The organism is Streptomyces diacarni (genome assembly GCF_003323715.1).
In the GTDB taxonomy this organism is placed as follows: domain Bacteria; phylum Actinomycetota; class Actinomycetes; order Streptomycetales; family Streptomycetaceae; genus Streptomyces; species Streptomyces diacarni.
On sequence record NZ_QOIN01000073.1, the window covers coordinates 97,147 to 121,245 of the forward strand.

The window sequence follows — 24,099 nt, forward strand, 5'->3', positions numbered from 1 at the left end:
CCCGGGTTCGGCCGGCCCGCCCTCCCGGTGGCGAACCGGGAGGTGTCAGCCCGTCGCCACGGGGGCGGCGCCCGTCGCCTCCCGCTCGCGCCGCAGCATGGCCGCGAACGGTCCTTCCGCCCGGGCCAGCCCGTCGTAGGAGCCGCGCTCGACGACGCGGCCGTGGTCGAGGACGACGATCTCGTCCACCCGGTCGAGCCCCTGGAGGCGGTGGGTGATCAGCACCGTCGTGCGGCCCTCCGTGGCCGCCAGCAGGTCCGCCGTCAGCGCGTCGGCCGTCGGCAGGTCGAGGTGTTCGGCGGGCTCGTCCAGGACGAGGACGGGGAAGTCGGCCAGCAGCGCGCGCGCCAGAGCCAGGCGTTGCCGCTGGCCGCCGGAGAGCTTCGCGCCCATCTCGCCGACGAGGGTGTCAAGGCCGTCGGGCAGCGTCGCCACCCAGTCGTCGAGCCGGGCGGCGGCCAGGGCCGCGTGCAGGGCCCCGTCCGCCGCCGACACGTCCTCGGCCACCGCTCGGTCCAGGGCCAGCAGCAGGTTCTCGCGCAACGAGCTGTCGAAGACGTGGGCGTCCTGGGCACACAGCCCGACCCGGCGGCGTACGGCGTCCGTCTCCGCGTCGTACGCCGACACCGCCGCTGACCCGAAGGTGTACGAGCCCGCCTCCGGATCCACGAACCGCAGCAGCGCGTTGGCCAGCGTCGTCTTGCCCGAACCCGAGACGCCCACGACCGCGACGCGGCGCCCGCGCGGCAACTCCAGCCCCACGTCGACGAGCGCGGGAGGCGCCCCGCCCGGCGCGTCCGGGTAGCGGACGGTCAGGCCCTGCACGCGCACCGGGAACGGCACTTCGGGCAGCGCGGCGGGCCGCTCGGGTTCCGCCACCGGCGCCGGCGCGTCCAGCACCTCCTGCACCCGCTGCGCCGAACGCCGCACCCGCTGCCGGAACTGCACCGCCTGCGGCAGCGGCGTGACCACCTCGAACGCGGCCAGCGGCGTGAGGACCACCGTCGCCAGGAGCAGACCGTCCAACGCGCCGCCCGTGGTCGCGTGCGCGCCCGCCCACGCCGCCGCCGTCACGGTCCACCCCGCCGCGAGCGTGCTCAGCCCCGCCGCCAGCGCCGTACGGGACGCCGAGCGCGCGGCGATCCGCGTCAGGGCCGCGTCCGCGTCCGCCACCTCGCGGTGCCGGGCCGCCAGGGCGCCCGAGACCGGAAGCTCACCGGAGGCCGTACCGCTCAACAGGTCGACCGTGCGCGTCGCCAGATCAGCCCGCGCCGGAGCGAGACGGCTCTCCGTACGGCGGGAGCGCACCGCGGTCAGCGCCGGCACGGCGACGCCCGCCACCGCCAGGCCGACGGCCAGGGCCACCCCCGCGGCCGGCAGGAGCCACGCGGTGAAGGCCACCGCCGCGAGGCCGACCACCCCGGCGACGGTCGCGGGCAGCAGCCAGCGCAGGAAGTAGTCCTGCACCGCGTCCACGTCCGCGACCAGGCGGGTGAGCAGGTCACCGCGGCGGCGGTGGCGCAGGCCCGCGGGGGCCAGGCGCTCCAGCCGCCGGTAGACGCTCACGCGGAGTGCCGCGAGGACGCGGAGCGCGGCGTCGTGCGAGACCAGGCGCTCCGCGTAGCGGAAGACGGCCCTTCCGATGCCGAACGCGCGCGTCGCCGTGACCGCCACCATCAGGTACAGGATCGGCGGCTGCTGGGCCGCCCGCGAGATCAGCCAGCCGGAGGTCGCCATGAGGCCGACCGCGCTGGCGAGCGCGAGCGCGCCCAAGGCGAGCGCCAGGGTGAACTTGCCGCCCAGCCCGCGGGCGGTTTCGCGTACGCGAGCCAGGGGGTTTCGTGTGGCCGCGCCGCCTGTCGCCTGCGGCGCTTGGGGGGCGCCCACGCAGTCCGCCCGGTGGCCGCCGGTGTGCGGGTGCGGGTCGCCTTGGCCCTCCCCCAACCTCCGCCCGTGGACGCCCCCACTGCCGCCCCCGGTGGCGGCCTGCCCCGGGGCTGCGGTGGCGGCCTGGCCCGGGGCGGGGGAGGGACCCGCGGGGGCGGGGGAGAGGTGGAGGACGCGGTCGGCTGTGGTCAGGAGGGCGGGGCGGTGGGTGACGAGGAGGACCGTGCGGGTCTCGGTGAGGCGGCGTACCGCCGCCAGGACCGCGGCCTCCGTCGCGGAGTCGAGCGCGGCGGTCGGCTCGTCCAGCAGGACGACGGGCCGGTCGGCGAGGAACGCACGGGCGAGGGCGACGCGGCGGCCCTGGCCCGCCGAGAGCCCGGCCCCGGCCTCGCCCAGTACGCGTGCCGGATCGAGATCCGGCGCGCCCGCGTCGGCGAGGGCCGAGGCCACCGCGGCGGCGTCCGCTTCGGGCCTGGCCAAGCGGACGTTGTCCGCCACGGTGCCCGCGAACAGGTAGGGGTGCTGGGGCACCCAGGCGATCTGCCGCCGCCAGGCGTCCAGGTCGAGGGAGGCCAGCGGGACGCCGCCGACGGTCACGCGGCCTTCACCCGGTGGGGTGAAGCCGAGGAGGACGGACAGCAGCGTGGTCTTGCCACCGCCGGAGGGTCCGGTCAGTGCGACGGTCTCGCCGGGGCGCACGGTCAGGTCGGTGGGCGGCAGCGCGTACCCGGCGCGCCCGGGGTGGCGGACGGCGACACCGTCCAGGACGAGGGAGGCGCCGCGCGCGTCGACCCGCCGGGTCCCACTGGCCGGCAGTGGGCTCTCCAGTACGTCGAAGACGGACTCGGCGGCGGCCAGGCCCTCGGCGGCGGCGTGGTAGTGGGTGCCGACCTGGCGCAGCGGCAGGTACGCCTCGGGCGCCAGAATGAGCACCATCAGGCCGGTGTGCAGGTCGAGGCCGCCGTGCACGAGCCGGGTGCCGATGCTGACGGCGACGATGGCGACCGAAAGCGTCGCCAGGAGTTCCAGCGCGAAGGAGGAGAGGAAGGCGAGCCGCAGGGTGCGCAGGGTGGCGCGGCGGTAGTCGCCGGTGATGGCGCGGATGTTGTCGGCCTGCGCCTTGGCGCGCCCGAACACCTTGAGGGTGGGCAGTCCGGCCACGACGTCGAGGAAGTGTCCCGACAGGCGGGCGAGCAGTTTCCACTGGCGGTCCATGCGCGCCTGGGTGGCCCAGCCGATGAGGGCCATGAACAGCGGGATGAGCGGCAGGGTGGCGACGATGATGGCGGCCGATATCCAGTCGGCGGTCACGATGCGGGCCAGGACGGCGACGGGGACGACGACGGCGAGGCCCAGTTGCGGCAGGTAGCGGGCGAAGTAGTCGTCGAGCGCGTCGATGCCGCGGGTGGCCAGCGTGGTCAGCTCGCCGGTGCGCTGCCCTGTCAGGTAGCCGGGGCCCAGCGCGGTGGCCCGCTGGAGCAGTCGGACGCGCAGCTGGGATTTGACCGCGGCGCCGCAGCGGTGCGCGGCCAGCTCCGTCAGCCAGGAGACGAGGCCCCGGGCGAGGGTGACGGCGGCGAGCAGCAGCAGCGCCTCGCGGGCGAACTCCTCGCGCCGGAAGGCGTCGACGACGATGTCGGCGAGGAGCACGGCCTGCGCGACGACGAGTGCGGCCCCGGCCCCTCCGAGCGTGACGGAGGCGAGGAGGAAGAGCCGCGTGGCGCGCGCGTACCGCAGCAGCCGCGGGTCGACGGGCTTCATCGGCTGTTCCTTCCTTCCTCAGTGTCCGCCGGAGGGGGCGAGGTGGTGGGTGCCGATGCGCTTGCGGAAGACCCAGTAGGTCCAGCCCTGGTAGAGGAGGACGATCGGGGTGGCGAAGGCCGCGCACCAGGTCATGATCTTGAGCGTGTAGGGGGTGGAGGACGCGTTGTCGACGGTCAGGCTCCAGTCGGCGTGCAGCGTCGAGGGCATGACGTCGGGGAAGAGGGAGAAGAAGAGCATCGCGACCGCGGCGACCACGGTCAGCCCCGAGAAGGTGAACGACCAGCCCTCGCGCCCGGCGAGGTTGGCGGCGAGGGCGGCCACCAGGGCCACCACGGCGACGACGAGGGCGACCAGGGAGGCGGTGCCGCCGCTGTCCGCCTGCGTCCACAGCAGGAATCCGGCCGCGAGCACGGCGGTGGCGATGCCGAGCCCGGTGGCCAGGCGCCGGGCCCGGGCGCGGATGTCGCCGAGGGTCTTGAGCGCGGTGAAGACGGCGCCGTGGAAGGTGAACAGCGCCAGGGTGACGAGGCCGCCGAGCAGCGCGTACGGGGAGAACAGGTCCGTCAGGTTCCCGACGTACTCCAGGTGGGAGTCGATCTTCACGCCGCGGACGATGTTCGCGAACACCAGGCCCCACAGGAACGCGGTGAGCAGCGAGGTGAGGAAGATCGCGTGTTCCCAGTTGCGCTGCCAGCGCTCCTCCTGGCGCTTGGCGCGGTACTCGAAGGCGACACCGCGCACGATCAGGCAGACGAGGATCAGCAGGAACGGCAGGTAGAAGCCGGAGAAGAGGGTGGCGTACCACTCGGGGAACGCGGCGAAGGTGGCGCCGCCCGCGCTCAGCAGCCAGACCTCGTTCCCGTCCCAGACGGGCCCGATGGTGTTGATCAGTACGCGCCGCTCGGCCCGGTCGCGGGCGAGCAGCCTGGTGAGGATGCCGACCCCGAAGTCGAAGCCCTCCAGGAAGAAGTAGCCGATCCACAGGATCGCGATGACGACGAACCAGACGTCGGTCAGTTGCACGGCTCAGCGCCCCTGTCTTTCGTTGCGAGCTCGGTACGCGTCAGTACGCGTCAGTACGAGAAGGCCATCGGCCGGTCTTCGGCCTCGGCATCGGCGTCGGTGCCGCCGCTGCCGCCGCCGATCCGGGTGGGCGGGTTGAGGTCGGCCTCGGTCAGTTCGGGCGGCCCGGCCTTGACGTACTTGGCCAGCAGCCTGACCTCGACGACGGCGAGGATCGCGTAGAGCGAGGTGAAGACGAGCAGCGAGGTGAGCACCTCGCCCTGGGAGACGCTGGGGGAGACGGCGGAGGCGGTGGGCAGCACGCCGTAGACGACCCAGGGCTGGCGGCCGGTCTCGGTGAAGATCCAGCCCCACGCGTTGGCGATCAGCGGGAAGCCGAGAGTGAGGACGGACAGCCGCCAGTACCAGGTGCCCAGCTTGGGGTGCAGCTCGCGGTGTTTGGTGAGGGCCAGGCGCGGGCGTTCGTCCTCGCCGGTGCGCAGCTTCTCGCTGAGCCAGAACCTGCGGCGGGTGAGGTAGAGGCCGGCGGCGCCGAGCGCGAAGGAGGACATCCCGAAGCCGATCATCCAGCGGAACGACCAGTAGGCGACGGGGATGTTGGGCCGGTAGTCGTCCAGGCCCACCGTGTCCTGGTACTTCTCCTTCAGCTGCGCGTTCGTGTCGTTGATGCCGGGGACGGCCTCGTAGAAGTTGTCGTGGGCGAGGAAGGAGAGGACGCCGGGTATCTCGATGGCGACCTTGTTGTGCCCCTTGTCGACGTCGCCGTAGGAGAAGACGGAGAACGGCGCGGGCGCCTGGGTCTCCCACAGGGCCTCGGCCGAGGCCATCTTCATCGGCTGCTGCTCGTACATGATCTTGCCGAGCCGGTCGCCGCTGACGACGGTGAGCATCCCGGCGGCCACGAGCGTGACCAGGCCGAGCCGCAGCGAGGTGCGCATCACGGGTATGTGCTTCTTGCGCAGCAGGTGGTACGCGGATATGCCGACCATGAAGGCGGCGCCGGTCAGGAACGCGGCGGTCATGGTGTGGAAGAACTGGGCCAGCGCGGTGTTCTGGAAGAGGATGCCGAAGAAATCGGTCATCTCCGCGCGGCCGCTCTCGTGGTTGATCCGGTAGCCGACGGGGTGCTGCATCCAGGAGTTCGCGGCCAGGATGAAGTAGGCCGAGGCGACGGTGCCGAACGCGACCAGCCAGATGGTGGCCAGGTGGAGCTTCTTCGGGAGCTTGTCGCGGCCGAAGATCCACAGGCCGATGAACGTCGACTCCATGAAGAAGGCGATCAGCGCCTCGAAGGCGAGTGGCGCGCCGAAGATGTCACCGACGAAGCGCGAGTAGGCGGACCAGTTCATGCCGAACTGGAACTCCTGCACGATGCCGGTGACCACGCCCATGGCGATGTTGATCAGGAAGAGCTTGCCCCAGAAGCGGGTGGCCTTGAGGTACTTCTCCTTGTTCGTCCGCACCCAGGCCGTCTGCAGGATCGCCGTGAGGGTGGCGAGCGAGATCGTGAGGGGGACGAAGAGGAAGTGGTAGACGGTCGTGATGCCGAACTGCCAGCGCGCCAGTGTCTCAGGCGCCAACGCGAGGTCCACGTCGCTCACTCCTTCAGGCAGCACCCGGTCGGGCGCGGCACCCGTTCGGGTTAGGGCTCGTGAATGCGTTCACATTCACAAGCACCACCGTACGGCACCCCCATTTCGGACATGTCAGGGGGGTACCGAACAGTGCGCGACCGCCACGGGCCACCTGCCGGGCGCGGGGCACCACCGCGGGGCGGCCGGGCACACACGCCGCGGGGCGTGGGGATCCTCCCCACGCCCCGCAGACCTTCCGCCCACCGCCGGCGAGGGCTAAAGCCCCTTCAGAAAATCGGCTGCGACCTGCAAAAAGATGTCATTGGCCGCGGTCTCGCCAATGGTCACGCGCACCCCCTCGCCCACGAAGGGACGCACCGTGACGCCCGCCTCCTCGGCCCGCGCCGCGAACGCGGAGGTCCGCTCGCCCAGCCGCAGCCACACGAAGTTGGCCTGCGACTCGGGCACCGTCCAGCCCTGGGAACGCAGCTCGCCCAGCACGCGTGTGCGCTCTTTCACAAGCGCCTCGACCCGCTCCAGCAGCGCGTCCTCACTGCGCAGCGAGGCGATGGCGGCCTCCTGTGCGAGCTCGCTCACACCGAAGGGCACCGCGGTCTTCCGCAGGGCCGCCGCCACCGGCTCGTGCGCGACGGCGAAACCGACCCGCAGCCCCGCCAACCCGTACGCCTTGGAGAAGGTGCGCAGCACGCACACGTTCGGCCGGTCGCGGTAGAGCTCCAGACCGTCGACCACCGCCTCGTCCCGCACGAACTCGCGGTAGGCCTCGTCCAGCACCACCAGCACGTCGCCGGGCACCCGGTCCAGGAAACGCTCCAGCTCCGCGCGGGTGAGCGCGGCGCCCGTGGGGTTGTTCGGGTTGCACACGAAGAGGAGCCGGGTGCGGTCGGTGACCGCGTCCGCCATCGCGTCCAGGTCGTGCGCCTCCCTCTCGGCGCCCCCGGTCAGCGGCACCCGCACCGAGGCGGCACCGGAGATCTGCGTGATGATCGGATAGGCCTCGAAGGAACGCCAGGCGTAGATCACCTCGTCGCCGGGGCCTGCCGTGGCCTGGAGGAGCTGCTGCGCGACACCGACCGAGCCCGTGCCGGCCGCCAGATGGGCGGCGGGCACACCGAACCGCTCCGACAGCTGTGCGTACAGCGCCGAGCAGCCCATGTCGGGGTAGCGGTTGAGCGATCCTGCCGCCTCGGTCACCGACTCCAGCACCCCCGGCAGCGGCGGATAGGGGTTCTCGTTGGAGGACAGCTTGTAGGACACCGGGCCGCCCGGGGCGGCCGGCCGCCCCGGCTTGTAGCTGGGAATCCCCTCGATCACACCGCGCAACCGCGGGCCTGGCACCTTCTGCTCACTCACCGCTGCTCCTCCTCCGTCGCGTGCCAATACTCTTCACCCTAAGAGGATTCACCCGCGCGGCGTAGACCCCCGAGCGCCGCCTCCGGCGAGCGCCCCGCGCTCCCGGTCCCGATCCGGCACCCGCCGCTCCCCACAACCGCCCCGGCGAGCGCCACCTTCGGCACCCTTCCCGGCACCGTGTCCCCGACGGTCACCGTTCGTCCCTCTACCGCCCCTCTTCGCGCCGCCTTTCCCGCTCTTTCCGCGCGCCCGGCGCGGGTACGCGCTCCCCCGCGCGCGCTGGGCGCGGGTGGCGGGCGCTGTGGCGCGCATCGCCCGTGACGGTGACGTGCGGGCGGCCCGCACCCTGGCCGACACTGCTGCCGCACATGCGCGACACGGCGGAGACCCCGGCCACATCCCCCCGTTGAGCTGCGCTTTCGCTGGCCGCGCTGGAGAAGCGGGCCCGCGGGGGCTGCCTCGCGGACGGGTTTTCCGGCCCCCCGCGCGTCAGCACCGTGCAGGCCTACGATCGGCTCGCCATGACAGCAGCAGAGAAGCATCAGGCAGGCCGCAACCCGGCCGCTGTCCCCCAGCCACCGGTCGGGAGGTGTCCTCAGCCCCGCGGCGGTGGACGGCTGAACGGGCGCGCCGGCATCCGGGATGTCGCCGCCGCAGCCGGTGTCTCCATCACGACTGTCTCCGACGCCCTCAACGGAAAGGGCCGTCTCCCCGACACGACGCGCAGCCACGTCCGGGAAGTCGCCGAGCGACTGGGCTACCGCCCCTCGGCCGCCGCCCGGACGCTGCGCACCGGCAAGTCCGGCCTCATCGGCCTGACGGTCACGACGTACGGCGAAGAACCGTTCACTTTCACCGAGTTCGCCTATTTCGCCGAGATGGCGAGAGCCGCCACCTCCGCCGCCCTCGCCCGCGGCTACGCCCTGGTCATCCTCCCCGCCCCCGCCCTACGCGGTCACACCACGCCGGCAGGCAACGCGGCCACGGGCGCCGGACCCGGTCCTTACGGGCCCGACGTGTGGGCGAACGTGGCCCTCGACGGCACCATCGTCGTCGACCCCTCCGACCAGGACCCGGTCGTCGGGGAACTCGTCCGCTCCGGGCTGCCGGTCGTCTCCGACGGGCGCCCCAGCCCGTCGCTGCCCGTCTCGGCCTGGGTGGACAACGACCACGAGGCCGCCGTCCGGTCCCTCCTCGACCACCTCGCCGACAACGGCGCCCGCCGCATCGGACTGCTGACCGGCACCAGCACCGACACCTACACCCGGGTCTCCACCACCGCCTACCTGCGCTGGTGCGAACGCGTCGGCCAGGAGCCCGTCTACGAGCGGTACCCGGCCCACGACCCCTGCGCGGGCGCCGTCGCCGCCGACCGGCTGCTCGCCCGCCCCGACAGACCCGACGCGGTCTACGGCCTCTTCGACCCGTGCGGCACCGACCTGCTGGCCGCCGCCCGCCGCTACGGGCTGCGGGTGCCCGAGGACCTGATGTTGGTCTGCTGCAGCGAGTCCGCGTCCTACGCCACGACCGCACCGCCGATCACCACGCTGTCGCTGAAGCCGGGGCGGATCGGCAACGCCGTCGCCCAGCTGCTCATCGACGCCATCGAGGGCAGCGGCCCCGCCCGCCCGGTACAGCGGGTGATGCCCACGGAGTTGATCGTACGAACGTCCTCGCAGCGCGCCGGAAGGAGCGCCACGGTCGGCCCGCCACGCGCCCCCGCCGCCGACTGAGCGGCCCGCTGGCGTGCCGTGCGGGTACCGTCCGCGGATTCCGTAAGGTACGTCAGCGGAGAATACGGGAGGAATGGACACCGGTTCGGGGCATCCGGCCACATGGGCGCCCCCAGGTGCGTCACAAGCCGCGACCAGCGTTCCTATGATTGGGGGCACTCCGGCCGCAGGCCGGGGGAGGACGACACCGCCGACCTGCTCCCGACCTGGGGCGGCACCCCGGCCGAGGACCACCGACCGGGCCCCCACGGGACAAGGACAGGGTCCTGCGGTGCACGGCGGCGGCGCGATGGTGGAGGGGTCGATGACTCAGGGGGCCGGTCAGGGACCCGACGTATGGCACGGCGGGGCGACAACACACGGCGCGGGCAGCGCACGCCCGCTGTCGAGTCCTGCCCCGGACTCACCGGTGCCTCCACAGGCGGCGGAACCGGCCGCGCGCGCTCCCGAGGGCGGCCGCCCGGCCCCCGCGGGGCCCACCACCCGCAGCGACCCGCGCACGGCCGCGACCCCGCGTCCGGCCGAGCCCCGGGGAACGGCCGAGCCCCAGGGGCCCGCCGAGGTGCGGCAGCCGGCCGACCCCCGCGCCGGTGCGGCCACCGCGCCGACAGCGCCCCCAGAACCGAGCACGACGGCGCCGAGCACGACGGCGCCGAGCACGGCGGCGGTGGGCACGGCGGCGGTGGGCGGCACCGAGGCCCGCGGTGCCGCCGAGGAGGGCGGGAGGCCCGAGGAGAGCGGGATGCCCCAGGAGTACACGCCGACCGCCCGGGACCTGCCGGTCGTCGGGGCGGCCGAGGCCGTGGACACGGGTCCCGAGCCGACCATGGTGGACGTGCCCGCCCCCGCCTCGTCCGAGAACGAGGGCGAGGGCCCGCTGTACGTCGTCGGCGACGTCCACGGGTACCTGGAGGAACTGCGCGCCGCGCTGCGCCAGTTCGGGATCATCGACACGGACAACCGGTGGATCGCCGGCAACGCGCGCCTGTGGTTCCTCGGCGACTTCACCGACCGCGGCCCCGACGGGATCGGCGTCATCGACCTCGTCATGCAGCTGTCCGCCGAGGCCGCCGCGGCGGGCGGCTACTGCAAGGCGCTGATGGGCAACCACGAACTGCTGCTGCTGGGCGCCAAACGGTTCGGCGACACACCGGTCAACTCCGGTGCGGGCACGGCCTCCTTCCAGGCGGCCTGGCTCCTCAACGGCGGCCAGCGCACCGACATGGAGCGCCTGGCGGACCACCACGTGCAGTGGATCTCCCGGCTGGACGCCATGGCGCTGGCGGACAACCACCTGCTGGTGCACTCGGACGCCTCCGGCTACCTGGACCACGGCGCGACGATCGAGGACGTCAACGACGCGATCACCGAGGCGCTCCAGCGCAACGACGCTGAGGAGACCTGGGACCTGTTCCGCAAGTTCACCAAGCGCTTCGCCTTCCGCGAGGAGACCGCGGGTCCCGCCGCCGTGCGCGAGCTGCTGGACACCTTCGGCGGCACCCGCATCGTGCACGGGCACAGCCCGATCCCCTACCTGCTGGGCGAGGTCGACAGCGAGGACGGGGAGAGCGCGCCGGCCGTAACGGGGCCGCACGTCTACGCGGACGGGCTGGCCATCGCGATGGACGGCGGCGTGACGATGGGGGCCAAGCTCCTCATCGCGCAGCTGCCCCTCGTGCGGTGAGCCGGGCCTCACGCGCCCTGGTCGCGTGCCGGGCGGGCTCGGCGCGGTGCCAAGGGGGCGTGGGGAGAGTGCGCGGTGGTGCGGCTGTGGACGCCAGGGGCGCACGGCACACGGTTCGACACCCCTGGTGATTCGCGCGCCGATTCCCGGGCAGGTGTTTCCCCGAAGTGATCGGCTGGGGGGCGTCACTGTAGCGGGTCAATTCCGGGAACTGCCTGTCACGGAGTGCGGCAACAGCTCTACCATCGGCGTGACACATCGAAAGAAGTTCTCCACTCGCTGACCAGACCTGCCCCGCCCCTCGACCGGCCACCTAGGCCCTACGCCCTACGGAGCATCGGGGGATGCACATGAACAGCGCTCCGCACCTGCTGCGTGAAGACCGGCCCGAGTTCGAGCGGGTCCTCGACGAAGCACTGCGCACCGCTCACCGCCGCCCCGACCTCGCGGCGCTCGGCCGGCGGCTCAACGCCGACCAACTGCGCACGATGGCGCTCAGCGCCGCCACGGCCATAGCCGCGTGCGCCGAAGCCGAATACCAGCAATTCGTACGCCTGCGCGAAGAACTGCGCCATTCCCACACCACGCCCGCCGTCCCCGACTCCCGCACCCCGCCCGCGTCCGGCTCGGGCGACGTCACCGAGGCGGGCGGCGGCACCGGCCCCGAACTCCGGGGGCCGGGAGCGGGCGGCGGCACGAGCGTCGGCGAGCGGCTGGTCGGCGCGATGGGCGGCGAGACCCTCGCGGAGGCGTCCGGCGCCGGCCTCGTGGCCATGGTCTCGGTGCTGGCCCCCGTCCTCGCGGCCACCGCAGCCGTCATCTTCCTGCTGCTGGGCTACTCGCTGCGCCTGCTCTCGCCCGAGCCCGCGGTCGCCGGGCCGATCCGCGGCGTCGGCTGGATCTTCGCCGCGCTCGCCGCGGCCGGGATCGTGCTCGCGCTGGCGGGCCTGCTGCTGATGGCCCTGCGCAACGGGGCGAGTCCGGCCCGTCACTCGTCGGGCGGCGCGGGCGGCGATTCCGGCGGCGAGCTGGCCCAGAAGGTGGCGCAGGCGCGTACCGCCTGGCACGAGGCGCTGCTCGAACACGGCATCCTGCCGTTCCTGCGGGACGCACTGGCCGATCCGGACGGTGCCGAACAGGCCCCCGCCGCGTTCGTGCCGCGCCCCAGCCGGCTCGGCTACTCGCACCCCGGGTTCTCCAGCCGCCCCGCGTCCGAGGCGCCGACCGCCGAGGAGACCGCCGCGCGACCGCGCTTCAGCAGCCCCGACTACTCCAGCCCGGAGTACGGCGGCCCCGACACCCCGCCCGCCTGACCCTCACACCGCCCCGCCGAGACCGTCCGCACCGGTCCCGGACTCGGGGGCCGCCGAGGCGTCCAGCGCGCGGCGGATGTCCCTGACCAGGTCCGCGCTGTCCTCCACACCCACCGACAGCCGCACGAAACCCTCCGGGACCGGGTCGCCGCCCCAGCGCCCGCGGCGCTCGGCCGTCGAGCGGACGCCGCCGAAGCTGGTGGCGTCGCCCACCAGCCGCAGCCGGGCGAGGAAACGGTTGGCGTGTGCCTGGTCCGGCAGGGTGAAGGAGACGACGCAGCCGTAGCGGCTCATCTGGTGGGAGGCCAGCGCGTGCGCCGGGTCGTCGGTCAGCCCCGGATGGCGGACGTCGCCGACCTCGGGGCGCGCCGCCAACGCCTCGGCGACCGCCAGCGCGTTGCCCGCCTGGCGCTGCGTGCGCACCTCCAGCGTCGCCAGCGAACGGTGCGCCAGCCACGCCTCCATCGGCCCCGGGATCGCGCCGACCGTCTTGCGCCAGGCCCGCACCGCCGCGGCGACCTCGGGCGAACGGGTGGCGACGTAGCCGAGCAGCACGTCGCCGTGGCCGGTGAGCGCCTTGGTGCCGCTGGCCACGGAGATGTCGGCGCCCAGCAGCAGCGGCCGCTGACCGAGCGGCGTGGCCAGCGTGTTGTCGACCGCCACCAGCGCGCCCTGCTCGTGCGCCGCGTGCGCGAGCCTGCGGATGTCGCACACGTCGAGACCGGGGTTGGACGGCGTCTCCAGCCACAGCAGGTTCGCGCCCTCCACCTCGGACAGCTGCGCGTCACCGCCCGTGGGGGCCGTCCGCACCCGGACGCCGAAGCCCTCCAGGCGCTCGCGGAGAGCGGCCAGCAGGTTGTAGCCGTCGCAGGGCAGCACCACCGTCTGCCCCGGCCGCGTCAGGGAGAGCAGCACCGCGGAGATCGCGCCCATGCCCGAGGAGAAGACGACCACCTCCGCCTCGGGGTCCTCGGGCGCCTCCAGCTCGGCGATGGCCCGCTCCAGCCGCGTCCAGGTCGGGTTGGCGTCCCGCCCGTAGGCGTACGGCGCGCCCTCGACCTCGCCCGGCAGGTGGTAGTGCGCGGCGAAGACGGGGCCCGGCAGCGGCGGCTCGTAGGGCTCCTCGCTCGGGAGTCCGGCGCGGACCACGCGGGTGCCGTCGCCGTCGCCGGCGGGCCCGTAGTCGAGGCCTGATCCGGTCAGGGGCCGTGTGTCGTCCGGTGGGGTCGGGGTCATCGTGGTGCCTCCTGGTGGCGCTCACCCGTTCGTCCGTGCCCGGCGCAGGACCCGCCTTCGCAGGTGGGCTCAGCCCAGGGCCGCGCGGGCCGCGGCGCCGCTCTGTGCACCGTATCCGCCGCCGAAGAGGACCGCGTGGACGAGGAGGTGCTGCAACTGGTGCAGCGGTACCCGCGCCTGGCGGCCGGGGAGCGGCCGTACCTCCTCGTAGGCGGCGAGGATGCGGGGCAGTTCGGGGCAGCCGAACAGCTGGAGCATCGCCAGGTCGGTCTCGGGGTGGCCGCCCTGGGCCGCGGGGTCGATGAGCCGGGCCTGGCCTTCCGCCGTCCAGTGGACGTTGCCCGACCACAGGTCGCCGTGGATGACGGCGGGCGGCTGCGGCGGCCCCGACACGGCCTCGTCCCCCAGCCGTTCGCACAGCCGCTCGACGTCCCGCGCGTCCGGCGGCGCGAGGTGGCCGCTGTCGACGGCGGCCCGCAGCAGGGGCTCCAGCCGCCTCTCGGCGTGGAAGCGGGGCCAGGCGTCCGGTTCCGCCACCGGCTCGCGCGGCGAGGTCAACGGCAGCGGGCCCAGGTAGCAGGGCTCCCCCGGTGTGCCCCACGAGGGCGCGGGGCTCGCGTGCAGCGCCGCCAGCCCCCGCCCCAGCCGCTCGGCCGCCGCGCGGTCCGGCGGGCCCGGCTCCAGCCACTCAAGGACGAGCACGTCCCGCGCGACGGCCACCACCTCGGGCACCGGGACGGTACCGGTCGCCCGCAGCCGGGCCAGCCCCGCCGCCTCGGCGGCGAAGAAGTCGGCGGGCGCGGCGTCCAGCGCCTTGGCGAAGACGGTGCGGGGGCCGGGCCCGGGCCCTCCTGGTCCGGGCGCACCCCCGCTTTCCTCGCCGAGTTCGACCCGGTAGGCGTCGCAGATCGAGCCGCCGCCCGTCGGGGTGGCGGCCGTCGCGGGCCGCCCGAGCAGTGCCGCCGTACGGGCGACGGGGCGCGGCGGCGGGACGGCGCCGGGGCTCCCGGCGAGGGGGCGCCCGGTGCCGGAGTCCCCGCCGCCGGCCGGGGCCATCAGCCTCCCTCCCGCGCCTCGAGGGCCGCACCGACCTCCGAGAGCAGCCCGGGTACCGCCGCCTCGACCATCTCCAGGCACGCCGTGAAGCCGCGCTCGCCGCCGTAGTAGGGGTCGGGGACGCTCAGGTCCTCCGGCTCGGCCTCGGGGTCGTAGGAGCGCAGCAGCCGTACCCGCGCGGCCTGGTCCGTGGTGCGGGCGAGGGCGCGCAGTTCGGCGGCGTGGCCCGCGTCGAGGGCGACGATCAGGTCGTACCGCTCGAACCACTCGGCCTCGAACTGACGTGCGGCGTGGCTGAGTGGATAGCCCGCCTCCCGCAGCACCGCCGTCGTACGGGAGTCCTCGGCCTCGCCCAGGTGCCAGCTGCCCGTCCCCGCGCTGCCGACCTCCACCAGCCCGTCCAGCCCCGCGTCCCGCACGTGCGCGCGGAAGACGGCCTCGGCCATGGGCGAGCGGCAGATGTTGCCCGTGCACACGAAACAGACGCGGTACATGCGCCTCAGTCCCGGTCCAGAACCATGTTCAGCGCCCAGGAGACGACCGAGATGATCAGGCCGCCGAGGAACGCCGTGCCGAACCCGTCCACGTGGAAGCTCACGTCCAGCTTGTCCGCCACCCAGGAGGTCAGCATCAGCATCAGCGCGTTGATCACCAGCGTGAACAGGCCCAGCGTCAGCACCAGCAGCGGCAGGGACAGCAGCTTGACCACCGGCTTGACCACGACGTTGACGACGCCGAAGATCAGGGCGACGACGATCAGCGTCAGCGCCTTCTCGCCCCCCGATCCGCCGGTCAGCTCGATGTCGCTGAGCAGCCAGGTCGCCACGGCGAGCGCCGCGGCGTTGGCCAGCGTCTTGATGAGGAAGTTCATACCCAGATCGTGGCAGAGATCGACGCCGGAGCGTACGGCCGGTGGCCGGTGGAAGCGGACCGGGCGGCGTACCGGCCCGGAGGAAGGGACGACGGTGAAGGCTTTCCGGCTGGATGACCTGGAAGCGGAGCGGGCCGCGCACGACGGCGCGTACCTGAGGTTCCTGCGGGAGAGGAACATGTCCGCCGGCCTCTACGCGCTCGACGCGGGCACCGCCGACCCGCAGCAGCCGCACGAACAGGACGAGATCTACTTCGTCGTCAGCGGCCGCGGCTCCCTCACCGTCGGCGCGGAGACGACGCAGGTCGCGCGGGGCAGCGTCGTCCACGTACCGGCGCGGACACCGCACAAGTTCCACCACATCACCGAGGACCTGCGCGTACTCGTGGTCTTCTCGCCCCCCGAGAGCTGAGCAGCCGCGTCCGGGGGCTTTCCGCCCTCGCGGGCCGCCGCCGATTCAGGGTTACGTCAGGGTCGGGTTCAGGGGAGGACCGGGGCACGAGCGGCCCCACCGTCTTGCGGACCCCTCTAGCATCGATGTCAGAGGGCACGCCGCCTTCACACACACCCAGAGACGGAGCACACAGTCATGGACACGAAAGGCAGCCTCGCCTCCCTCCCCTGGTGGGTCACCTGGATCGTCATACCGGTGATCGCGCTCGTCGTCTTCGGCGGCCTGATCGCCAGCCTGGTCGGCTTCCTGATCGGCCTGCTGTTCAAGATCCTGGTCTTCGTCGCCCTGGTCGGCGGTGTCGTCTACCTCGTCCGCCGCTTCAAGTCCGGCTCCTCCTCGTCCCGCAGCGACTGGTGACCGCCCGCCTTCCGCGGTGACGAGCGGCTCCGCGCGCTCGTCACCGGGAGCGGCGTCACTTCGGCTTGCGCCGGCGGCCACCCCGGCGGTTGGGAGCGGGGACGGACGCGGAGGCCGGGACGGCGGCCGACGCCGCCGACACCGCTGCGGGCGCCGGCACGGCCGCGGACGCGGCGCGCGAGCGGTCGGCGGAGACGACCAGGGCCGCCAGCAGCGTCGTCACCGGCACCGAGGCGACGAGACCGATGGAGCCGACCAGGGTCCGGACGATCTCCTCGGCGACCACCTCGCTCGTGGCGACCATCGTCACGTCACTGCGCGCGATGGAGAACAACAGCAGCAGCGGCAGCGCGGCACCCGCGTACGCCAGCACCAGCGTGTTGACGACGGACGCGATGTGGTCCCGCCCGATGCGCATGGCGGAGCGGTAGATCGTGCGCCGGCTCGCCCCCGGATCCGCCTCCCGCAGCTCCCACACCGCCGACGTCTGGGTGACCGTCACATCGTCCAGCACGCCGAGCGAGCCGATCAGCACCCCGGCCAGCAGCAGCCCCCGGATCTCGATGCCGGGATACAGCCCGTGCACCAGCCCCGTCTGGTCGTCGGTGTTGCCGGTCAACTGGGCCCAGTCGATGAACAGCGACCCCAGCACCCCGATCAGCAGCAGCGACACCAGCGTCCCCAGCACCGCCACCGAGGTGCGGGCCGACAGACCGTGGCACAGGTAGAGCGTCGACAGCATGATGGCGCTGCCCCCGATCACCGCCACCACCAGCGGATTCGATCCCTGGAGTATCGCCGGCAGGATGAACAGCGTCAGCACCGCGAAGCTGATGACCAGCCCCACCAGAGCCAACACCCCGCGCAGCCGCCCCACCAGCACCACCACGAGCGCGAACACACCGGCGAGCAACAGCATGGGCACGTCGCGATTGGTGTCGACGACGCTGTACTGCAACTCGCGCGGCGCCTTCTCCGAGTACCCGACCACGACCTTCTGACCGACCTCGTAGGTACGGGTGGCGTCCGGGGTGACGACCTCCGTGAACGTCCGCCCCGCGCCCTTGCCCTCGGTGACCTCCACCGTCGCCTTGCGGCACGGGCCGTGCGCACCCCCCGCCCCGCCGCCCGACTGCCCGGCGGAGCCGCCGGGCGAACCGGACGGCGGCTGGCGGACGTTGACGTCGGAGCAGTCGACCTCGACCAGCTTGGTCACCTTCGCGCCGAACGTCGGCCGGTCGAAGCCGACACCCGAGTGAGCGTCCTGGTGCCCCGGCGTCCCGCCCGGCCACAGCACCACCAGCCCCGCCAGCACCGCCACCGCGAACGGCACGAGCACGGCGGCGATCACCTTCCGCAGATGCCGGGAGACGGGCGCCGCAGGACCGTGGCTGTGCCCGTGCCCGTGCCCGTGCCCCTGCCCGCCCCCGTTTCCGTGGCTGTGGCCGCCGTGGATGCTTCCCCCGTGGGTGGGAGCGTGGCCTTGCGCGGCGGTGTGGCCGTACGCCTCCCCCTGCGCGGGAGGGTGGTTCTGCGCGGGGTGGTTCGGCACAGGTGGGTGGCCAGGGCCCGGGGGGTGGGCGGAGCCGGGCGCGGGGCCGCGGTGGGGCGTCGGTTGGTCCGGCGAGTGCGAGTCGGTCACCGACCGATCATCGCAAGAACGGCCATGCGGGGTGTTCAGTACGGGCGGTGTGCCGTTAGCGTAGAGACGCCTTTGCACATCGCGGGAGCTCCGAGCACGGGGCTGAGAGGGCGCTGACCTCCGTGGAGGGAACCACGGGAGCCGCTGTGCCGACCGCCGAACCTGTTACCGGGTAATGCCGGCGTAGGGAGTGGGTCTCATGACCACGCAGGATGCACACGCGCGCCCCGAGAACACCTCGGACACCGCCGAGCCCGCGCAGCACGCCACCGGCTCGCACAAGGGATATCTGCAAGGACCGCGCCCGGACATCCGGGTGCCCGTCCGACGCGTGCATCTCACCAACGGCAAGGACGTGACGCTCTACGACACCTCCGGGCCGTACACCGACCCCGCCATCGACACCGACGTACGCCGCGGCCTCGCACCGCTGCGCGAGAACTGGATCATCCAGAGGGGGGACACCGAGGAGTACGCGGGCCGCGCGCTGCGGCCCGAGGACGACGGCCTCAAGCACACCAGCCCACGCGGCGGACTGCTGCGGAGCGGATCGAGTGACCTGGCCGGCCTGGACGCCGTCTTCCCCGGCCGGCCACGCCAGCCGCGCCGGGGCCGCGACGGGGCAGCCGTCACCCAGCTCGCGTACGCCAAGCGGGGCGAGATCACGCCGGAGATGGAGTACGTCGCACTCCGCGAGAGCCTGACGCCCGAGTTCGTCAGGGACGAGATCGCCGGCGGCCGTGCCGTCCTCCCCGCCAACGTCAACCACCCCGAGACCGAACCGATGATCATCGGGAAGAACTTCCTGGTGAAGGTCAACGCCAACATCGGCAACTCCGCCGTCACCTCCTCCATCGAGGAGGAGGTCGAGAAGATGACGTGGGCGACCCGCTGGGGCACCGACACCGTCATGGACCTGTCCACGGGGCGCAACATCCACACCACCCGGGAATGGGTGCTGCGCAACTCCCCCGTCCCCATCGGCACCGTCCCGCTCTACCAGGCGCTGGAGAAGGTGGACGGCAAGGCCGAGGAACTCTCCTGGGACGTGTACAAGGACACCGTCCTCGAACAGTGCGAACAGGGCGTCGACTACATGACGGTCCACGCCGGCGTCCTGCTCCGGTACGTCCCCCTGACGGCACGCCGCAAGACCGGCATCGTCTCGCGCGGCGGCTCCATCATGGCCGCCTGGTGCCTCGCCCACCACAGGGAGAGCTTCCTGTACGAGCACTTCAGCGAACTGTGCGAGATCCTGCGCGCCTACGACGTGACGTTCTCCCTCGGCGACGGGCTGCGCCCCGGATCCATCGCCGACGCCAACGACACCGCGCAGATGGCCGAGTTGGACACCCTCGGCGAGCTCAACCGCATCGCCAAGGCGCACGACGTGCAGACCATGATCGAGGGCCCGGGCCACGTCCCCATGCACAAGATCAAGGAGAACGTCGACCGGCAGCAGGAGGTCTGCGAGGAGGCCCCCTTCTACACCCTGGGCCCCCTCACCACGGACATCGCGCCCGCCTACGACCACATCACCAGCGGCATCGGCGCCGCGATGATCGGCTGGTGGGGCACCGCGATGCTCTGCTACGTCACCCCCAAGGAACACCTGGGGCTGCCCGACAAGGACGACGTCAAGACAGGCGTCATCACCTACAAGATCGCCGCCCACGCCGCCGACCTCGCCAAGGGGCACCCCGGTGCGCAGGGCTGGGACGACGCCCTGTCCGACGCCCGCTTCGAGTTCCGCTGGGAGGACCAGTTCAACCTGGCCCTCGACCCCGACACCGCCCGCTACTTCCATGACGAGACCCTCCCCGCCGAACCCGCCAAGACCGCACACTTCTGCTCCATGTGCGGCCCCAAGTTCTGCTCCATGAAGATCTCCCAGGAGATCCGCGAGCGACACGGCGCCACCATGGACGAGGTCGAGGCCGGAATGGCCGAGAAGTCCCGCGAGTTCGCCGCCGCGGGCAACCGCGTGTACCTGCCGATGGCCGAATGACCACCCGGACACCCGGGACGGCTGTGTAGAGTCCCACCGGGGCCCGAAGCCGCACGTTGGAGGTGCGACTTCGGGCCCCACCCACGCGCGCCGGGCGCCGGCTCCAAGCGCGGGGCGCCGGGCGCCGGGCGCCGGGCGCCGGGCGCCGGGCGCCGGGCGCCGGGCGCCGGGCGCCGGGCGCCGGGAAGCATGCGCCCGTGCGCGTGGGCGGCTCCGCGCCGGGGAGCACGTACACAGGGGCGCGACGCTACGCGCCGGGAAGCACATACACATGCGCGCCCTCCGGGTCCACCCCCCGCTGCCGCACGCAGTTGTGGCGCAGCAGCAACCGCAGCGCCGCCAGCACCTTCTCCTGCGGCAGGCCCGTGCGGCCCACCACCTCCTCCATGCAGACCCGCGCCTCGCCGTGCACCGTCAGCATCCCCGCCATCAACGCGGCCACCGGCCACACGTCCTTGGTGATCGCCAACTGGTTCCGCTCCCAGAGCGACAGCAACGAGACGGCACCCGCGGAACGCTGCGGGGCGGGGGCCGGGGCGGAGTGCACCTCCCGGTGCCCCGGGTCCGTGTTCTCGACGAGCCGGCCCAGCAGGCCGATGATCTCCCGGTGCTGCGCGAGCATCTCCTGGTGCTGCGCCAGCATCTCCTGGTGCGCGGCCGTCACCCCGCTCTCGAACCTCCGCTCCTCGCGCCGCTGCGCCAGCCACTCCTCGTCCATGCGCAGGTTGTGCTCCTCCAGCCGCACGATGGCGTCCGCGACCGCCGCCGGCATCGCGTAGGCCGTCGGGCCGTCGGCTTCCCGCGGTTGGACTTCCGCCTTCTCCAGGGTGTAGGTGCCCTCGCGCTGTACTTTGACGACGACTTCGGTGATCCAGTTCTTGAACGGCTCGCACTCGCGTTTCACGCAGCCGTTGACGAGGCGGATGAGGCCGCCGAGACTCAACATCGTCATCGACTTCTTGAGTCCCTGACCTGGCGGAACAAGCCAACCCTCACGGGAAATGAGGGTTTCGAGAGGGGTTCGCATGTCCTCGGGCACGTGTCGTCGCAACGCCTCGCTGGCGTTCGTGTGTCCCAGTTCCCGGGCGACGTCGGCGGCCGGGAACCAGTGCCGGCCGTCCGGCAGCGTCAGTCTCCGTACGCGTGCTCCGGTGGCCGCGTACACGAAGTCGTTGATGTCGATGGCGTCTTGCCACTGCTCGTTCATGAGCATCACCTCCGATGCTCACACAAGCAGCTCATCCGTCGAACTCGGGCCCGGTTAGCGTTCGTTAACTCGAACGAGTGAAGTGGTGCGCACACAAAGGGCGGTTCGTGGCTCCCCCCTCTTGCCACGAACCGCCCGGCTCTACGCGCGAAGCTGCGCGGGGCCTCCACAATAGTTGACCCAGCGTCAGTGTCCAATCACTTATCGATATAGGCGTATCGAGAGATTTGCTCGCCCGGACACACACAGTTACCTAAGCGGAGGGTTTGACCTACGCCCACTTGGGCCAGACCTCCTGCATGTTCGTCGCACGCCCAGTGGTCAAGCGGACTGCCCGCGCCATCCTCCTCGCCCCCGGGGGCGAGCGAGGTCCTGAGGACCTGATCGTCATCAAGCGCACCAAGCCTGGTCGGGAGCCGTACTGGATCACACCGGGCGGCGGCGTCGAGCCGGACGTCGACCGCACGGTGGTGGACGCCCTGCACCGCGAGGTCCACGAGGAGTTGGGAGCGGAGATCACCGACGTGGTGCCCGCCTTCGTGGACACGGTGAGTGACCCCAAGGAGACTCCGGGTGGCGTAAAAATTCAGCACTTCTTCGTGTGCCGTCTCGTTTCGATGAACCCCGCGCTGCGCCACGGGCCCGAAGTCGACAACCCGTGCGGCCGGTACGAGATCACCCGGCTCCCCTTCACGCCCGAGGGCGTCACCTCCGTCGACGTGGTGCCCGCGGCGCTGCGCTCCTATCTGGCCGCCAACATCGAAGGGGTACGGGCCCTGCTCGCGCCCGACCTCGGATGAGCACCCCGAATCCGGCCGCGCGGCAGGATCCGCACGAGAGGCCTCAACCGAACCAACCCTGGAACGCGGAGTCGGGGTGGGGCTCCTCGGTCTCCGCGCCCCGGCGCTGTGCCTCGGCCAGCGCCCGCTCGGCCTCCTGGCGCCAGGCGGAGACGTCCCGCGCGTACTCGTCGTCGTCCGCCGAACCGGGCCCGGAACGCGCCGAGATGGCGGCGGAGACGCCGGACGGTGCGGACGGGACGGCAGGGGGCGTCGGCGCCGCGTGCCGCCGCCGCCTGGGCAGCGGGGCGGGCACGGACGGAGGCGTAATGGTGTAGTCGGTCTCCCCGACGGCGCCACCCCCGCCCCCGCCGTCCACGGACGGCGATGTGGCGGCGTACGCGTACGTGTGCGCGTCGGAGTACGTCGCCGGGCTCGTGCCGGGGTATGCCGCCGGGCTCGCGTCGGCGTGCGTCGCAGGGCTCACGTCCGCAGGGACGGGTGCCGGTGGTGGTGGCTGCGCAGGGCCTGTCGCGGGCGGGCCCGAGGGGGCGTCCGCCGTGTTGCCGGACACCGGGTGCCAGGCCGCCGGCTCCGGCACCGAAACGGGCCCCACCACGGGCGGTGTCGCCGGCATCCGGGGCACCTGCGGCACGTGCGGCGGCTGCGTCGGCGGTGCCGGATACCCGGCGGGCTGCCTCTGCCGGGCGGGGCCGTCGTCCGGCTGGCCGGCTGCGCCGGTGGGGCTGTGCGCAGTGTCGTCCGGCTGTCTCTTCTCGGTCTCGCCCATGCGCCGGGTGAGGACGGCCAAGCGCTGCGTGGCCTCGTCCGGTCGCTGGTCGGCGTCCGCCGGTGGCCGTGAGGCATCCGCAGAGCGTGCGTCGGCATCGGCCGGCCGCTCGTCGCCGTCGACCGACCGCTGGGCGGAATCGGCCGATCGCTGGGCGGGGACGACCGCTGGGGTGGACGGTCCGCGGGCGACGGTGTTCGGCCGGGTGGGCGGCCGCCCGCCGGGCGCCTCGGAGGGACCGTCGGTGAGGCTGTCGGGGAAGCCGTCGGAGGGGTGGGCGGCCGGGCCCGGTGCGTCCGTCAGGGGGTCGGCCGCCGGGTCGGTGCCCCCGCGCTCGGGGGACCGCTCCGCCGCGAGGGCGTGCGTCTCGTCACCGCCGGGGGCCGGCGTCCCCGCGTGAGCGGGCGCCTCGCGGTCCGGCTCGCCAGGTGCGCCGGGCACCGCGGACCCACGCGGCGCTTCGCCTGCCCGGGCCCGCGCCGCCGCCGGCTCTTCCGCCTCGTCCGCGCGGGCGGCGCGGGCCGCGCGGGCGTCCCGTGCCGCGCCGAAGAAGTCGCCGCCCTTGCGCTTGTAGTCGTCGGTGCCCCACTCGCGGGCCGGGCGGCGCGGTGCCCGCTGGAGGTGGGGGATGTGCTTCGCGCAGTGGATGTACGCCTCTTCGACGTCGACCCGCACCCACAGCACGGCGCGCCGCCCCGGTATGGGGTCCTCGGGCAGGTCGGGTATCCAGGGGCGCAGTTCGGCGTCGTCGAGGACCTCGGCACGCCCGTTGACGTGCAGTCCGATGCGGGCGCGGATGAAGTCGACGAGCAGGAGGCCCACATGGGGGTTCTCCTGGAGGTTGCCGAGGCTGGCGTGGACACCGTTGCCCCGGTACTCGGGGAAGATCAGCGTCCGCTCGTCGAGCACGCGCAGGAACCCGGGCGGACCCGCGCGGAAGCTGTTGTCGCACTCGCCGTCGCGGTCGGACGTGGCGAGGAAGAACATCTCCTGCTGGCGGACGAACTCGCGCATCCGCTCGTTGAGGTGGTCGAGCATCTGGTCGTCGTAGAAGCGGTTCGCGCGCTTCTGGGAGCCGATACGTTCCTGCAGCGCGTGTTCGCCCGCGCTGCCGGGGCGCCGCGCCGGGGCACCGGCGGCGTCGGCCGGGAAGCCGCCGGAAAAGCCCGCCGGGGCTCCCGCGGGCGCTTCGGTCCCCCCGCGCGCGGGGGAGCCGGCGTGCGCACCGACGTGCGCTTCGGTACGCGCTCCGGTGCGCGCGGCGGCAGGCGTCGTATGCCCGGCGGGCCCCTCCCCGCTTCCGTTCGCCTCACTCACCGCCGACACTCGTCCCCTCCCACAGCGTTG

The 24,099-nt window shown here is 73.0% G+C and carries 18 protein-coding genes; 7 read left to right on the forward strand and 11 right to left on the reverse strand.

The window, feature by feature from the left end:
- Positions 1–45 precede the first annotated feature (45 nt).
- From cydD to hisC, 4 genes are all read right to left on the reverse strand, one after another.
- Positions 46–3,648, reverse strand: coding sequence for a thiol reductant ABC exporter subunit CydD (gene cydD, locus DTL70_RS32890; protein WP_114025674.1), 3,603 nt, complete (start codon positions 3,646–3,648; stop codon positions 46–48).
- A gap of 18 nt (positions 3,649–3,666) precedes the next feature.
- Positions 3,667–4,674, reverse strand: a complete 1,008-nt coding sequence (cydB, locus tag DTL70_RS32895) for a cytochrome d ubiquinol oxidase subunit II (protein ID WP_114025675.1) — start codon at positions 4,672–4,674, stop codon at positions 3,667–3,669.
- Between the two features lie 50 nt (positions 4,675–4,724).
- Complete coding sequence (locus DTL70_RS32900; protein WP_114025676.1) at positions 4,725–6,266, reverse strand: cytochrome ubiquinol oxidase subunit I; 1,542 nt, start codon at positions 6,264–6,266, stop codon at positions 4,725–4,727.
- Positions 6,267–6,524: 258 nt separating this feature from the next.
- On the reverse strand, positions 6,525–7,607 hold the full coding sequence (hisC, locus tag DTL70_RS32905) for a histidinol-phosphate transaminase (protein ID WP_181861167.1): 1,083 nt from the start codon (positions 7,605–7,607) through the stop codon (positions 6,525–6,527).
- A 536-nt stretch (positions 7,608–8,143) separates the two neighbouring features.
- Here hisC and DTL70_RS32910 point away from each other — a divergent pair.
- The 3 genes from DTL70_RS32910 to DTL70_RS32920 all read left to right on the forward strand — a co-directional run bounded on the left by DTL70_RS32910 (position 8,144) and on the right by DTL70_RS32920 (position 12,352).
- Positions 8,144–9,355 (forward strand): LacI family DNA-binding transcriptional regulator, encoded by a 1,212-nt coding sequence (locus DTL70_RS32910; RefSeq protein ID WP_114025714.1) that lies wholly within the window; start codon positions 8,144–8,146, stop codon positions 9,353–9,355.
- Positions 9,356–9,644: 289 nt separating this feature from the next.
- Positions 9,645–11,039, forward strand: a complete 1,395-nt coding sequence (locus DTL70_RS32915; protein ID WP_114025715.1) for a metallophosphoesterase — start codon at positions 9,645–9,647, stop codon at positions 11,037–11,039.
- Positions 11,040–11,383: 344 nt separating this feature from the next.
- Positions 11,384–12,352, forward strand: a complete 969-nt coding sequence (locus tag DTL70_RS32920) for a hypothetical protein (RefSeq protein WP_114025678.1) — start codon at positions 11,384–11,386, stop codon at positions 12,350–12,352.
- A gap of 3 nt (positions 12,353–12,355) precedes the next feature.
- On the opposite strand, the gene DTL70_RS32925 is transcribed toward DTL70_RS32920, so the two are convergent.
- The 4 genes from DTL70_RS32925 to DTL70_RS32940 form a co-directional block, all read right to left on the reverse strand.
- Positions 12,356–13,588 (reverse strand): cystathionine gamma-lyase, encoded by a 1,233-nt coding sequence (locus tag DTL70_RS32925; protein ID WP_114025679.1) that lies wholly within the window; start codon positions 13,586–13,588, stop codon positions 12,356–12,358.
- Between the two features lie 69 nt (positions 13,589–13,657).
- Complete coding sequence (locus tag DTL70_RS32930; RefSeq protein ID WP_114025680.1) at positions 13,658–14,644, reverse strand: fructosamine kinase family protein; 987 nt, start codon at positions 14,642–14,644, stop codon at positions 13,658–13,660.
- Complete coding sequence (locus DTL70_RS32935; RefSeq protein ID WP_114025681.1) at positions 14,644–15,138, reverse strand: low molecular weight protein-tyrosine-phosphatase; 495 nt, start codon at positions 15,136–15,138, stop codon at positions 14,644–14,646. Before DTL70_RS32935 ends, DTL70_RS32930 begins: the two co-directional genes overlap by 1 nt.
- A gap of 5 nt (positions 15,139–15,143) precedes the next feature.
- Positions 15,144–15,515, reverse strand: coding sequence for a phage holin family protein (locus tag DTL70_RS32940; protein WP_114025682.1), 372 nt, complete (start codon positions 15,513–15,515; stop codon positions 15,144–15,146).
- Between the two features lie 94 nt (positions 15,516–15,609).
- Here DTL70_RS32940 and DTL70_RS32945 point away from each other — a divergent pair, with 94 nt between their 5' ends.
- Both DTL70_RS32945 and DTL70_RS32950 read left to right on the forward strand, forming a co-directional pair.
- Positions 15,610–15,927: a cupin domain-containing protein gene (locus DTL70_RS32945; protein WP_114025683.1), complete on the forward strand. Its 318-nt coding sequence runs from the start codon at positions 15,610–15,612 to the stop codon at positions 15,925–15,927.
- A gap of 177 nt (positions 15,928–16,104) precedes the next feature.
- Positions 16,105–16,326, forward strand: coding sequence for a DUF5326 family protein (locus tag DTL70_RS32950; RefSeq protein ID WP_114025684.1), 222 nt, complete (start codon positions 16,105–16,107; stop codon positions 16,324–16,326).
- A 55-nt stretch (positions 16,327–16,381) separates the two neighbouring features.
- Here DTL70_RS32950 and DTL70_RS32955 read toward each other — a convergent pair whose 3' ends face one another.
- Positions 16,382–17,878 (reverse strand): YibE/F family protein, encoded by a 1,497-nt coding sequence (locus DTL70_RS32955; protein ID WP_181861163.1) that lies wholly within the window; start codon positions 17,876–17,878, stop codon positions 16,382–16,384.
- A gap of 289 nt (positions 17,879–18,167) precedes the next feature.
- Between DTL70_RS32955 and thiC the strand changes: the two genes are divergently transcribed.
- The gene (thiC, locus tag DTL70_RS32960) at positions 18,168–19,976 is read left to right on the forward strand and encodes a phosphomethylpyrimidine synthase ThiC (protein ID WP_114025685.1); all 1,809 of its coding nucleotides are present in this window, start codon (positions 18,168–18,170) and stop codon (positions 19,974–19,976) included.
- Between the two features lie 247 nt (positions 19,977–20,223).
- Here the strand turns inward: thiC and DTL70_RS32965 are convergent, their stop codons facing one another.
- The gene (locus DTL70_RS32965; protein WP_245980317.1) at positions 20,224–21,183 is read right to left on the reverse strand and encodes a BRO-N domain-containing protein; all 960 of its coding nucleotides are present in this window, start codon (positions 21,181–21,183) and stop codon (positions 20,224–20,226) included.
- Positions 21,184–21,482: 299 nt separating this feature from the next.
- On the opposite strand from DTL70_RS32965, the gene DTL70_RS32970 reads away from it, so the two are divergent.
- The gene (locus tag DTL70_RS32970; RefSeq protein WP_114025717.1) at positions 21,483–21,983 is read left to right on the forward strand and encodes an NUDIX domain-containing protein; all 501 of its coding nucleotides are present in this window, start codon (positions 21,483–21,485) and stop codon (positions 21,981–21,983) included.
- Between the two features lie 43 nt (positions 21,984–22,026).
- Here DTL70_RS32970 and DTL70_RS35030 read toward each other — a convergent pair whose 3' ends face one another.
- Positions 22,027–24,069: a pyridoxamine 5'-phosphate oxidase family protein gene (locus tag DTL70_RS35030; protein ID WP_342776528.1), complete on the reverse strand. Its 2,043-nt coding sequence runs from the start codon at positions 24,067–24,069 to the stop codon at positions 22,027–22,029.
- Positions 24,070–24,099: the final 30 nt, after the last annotated feature.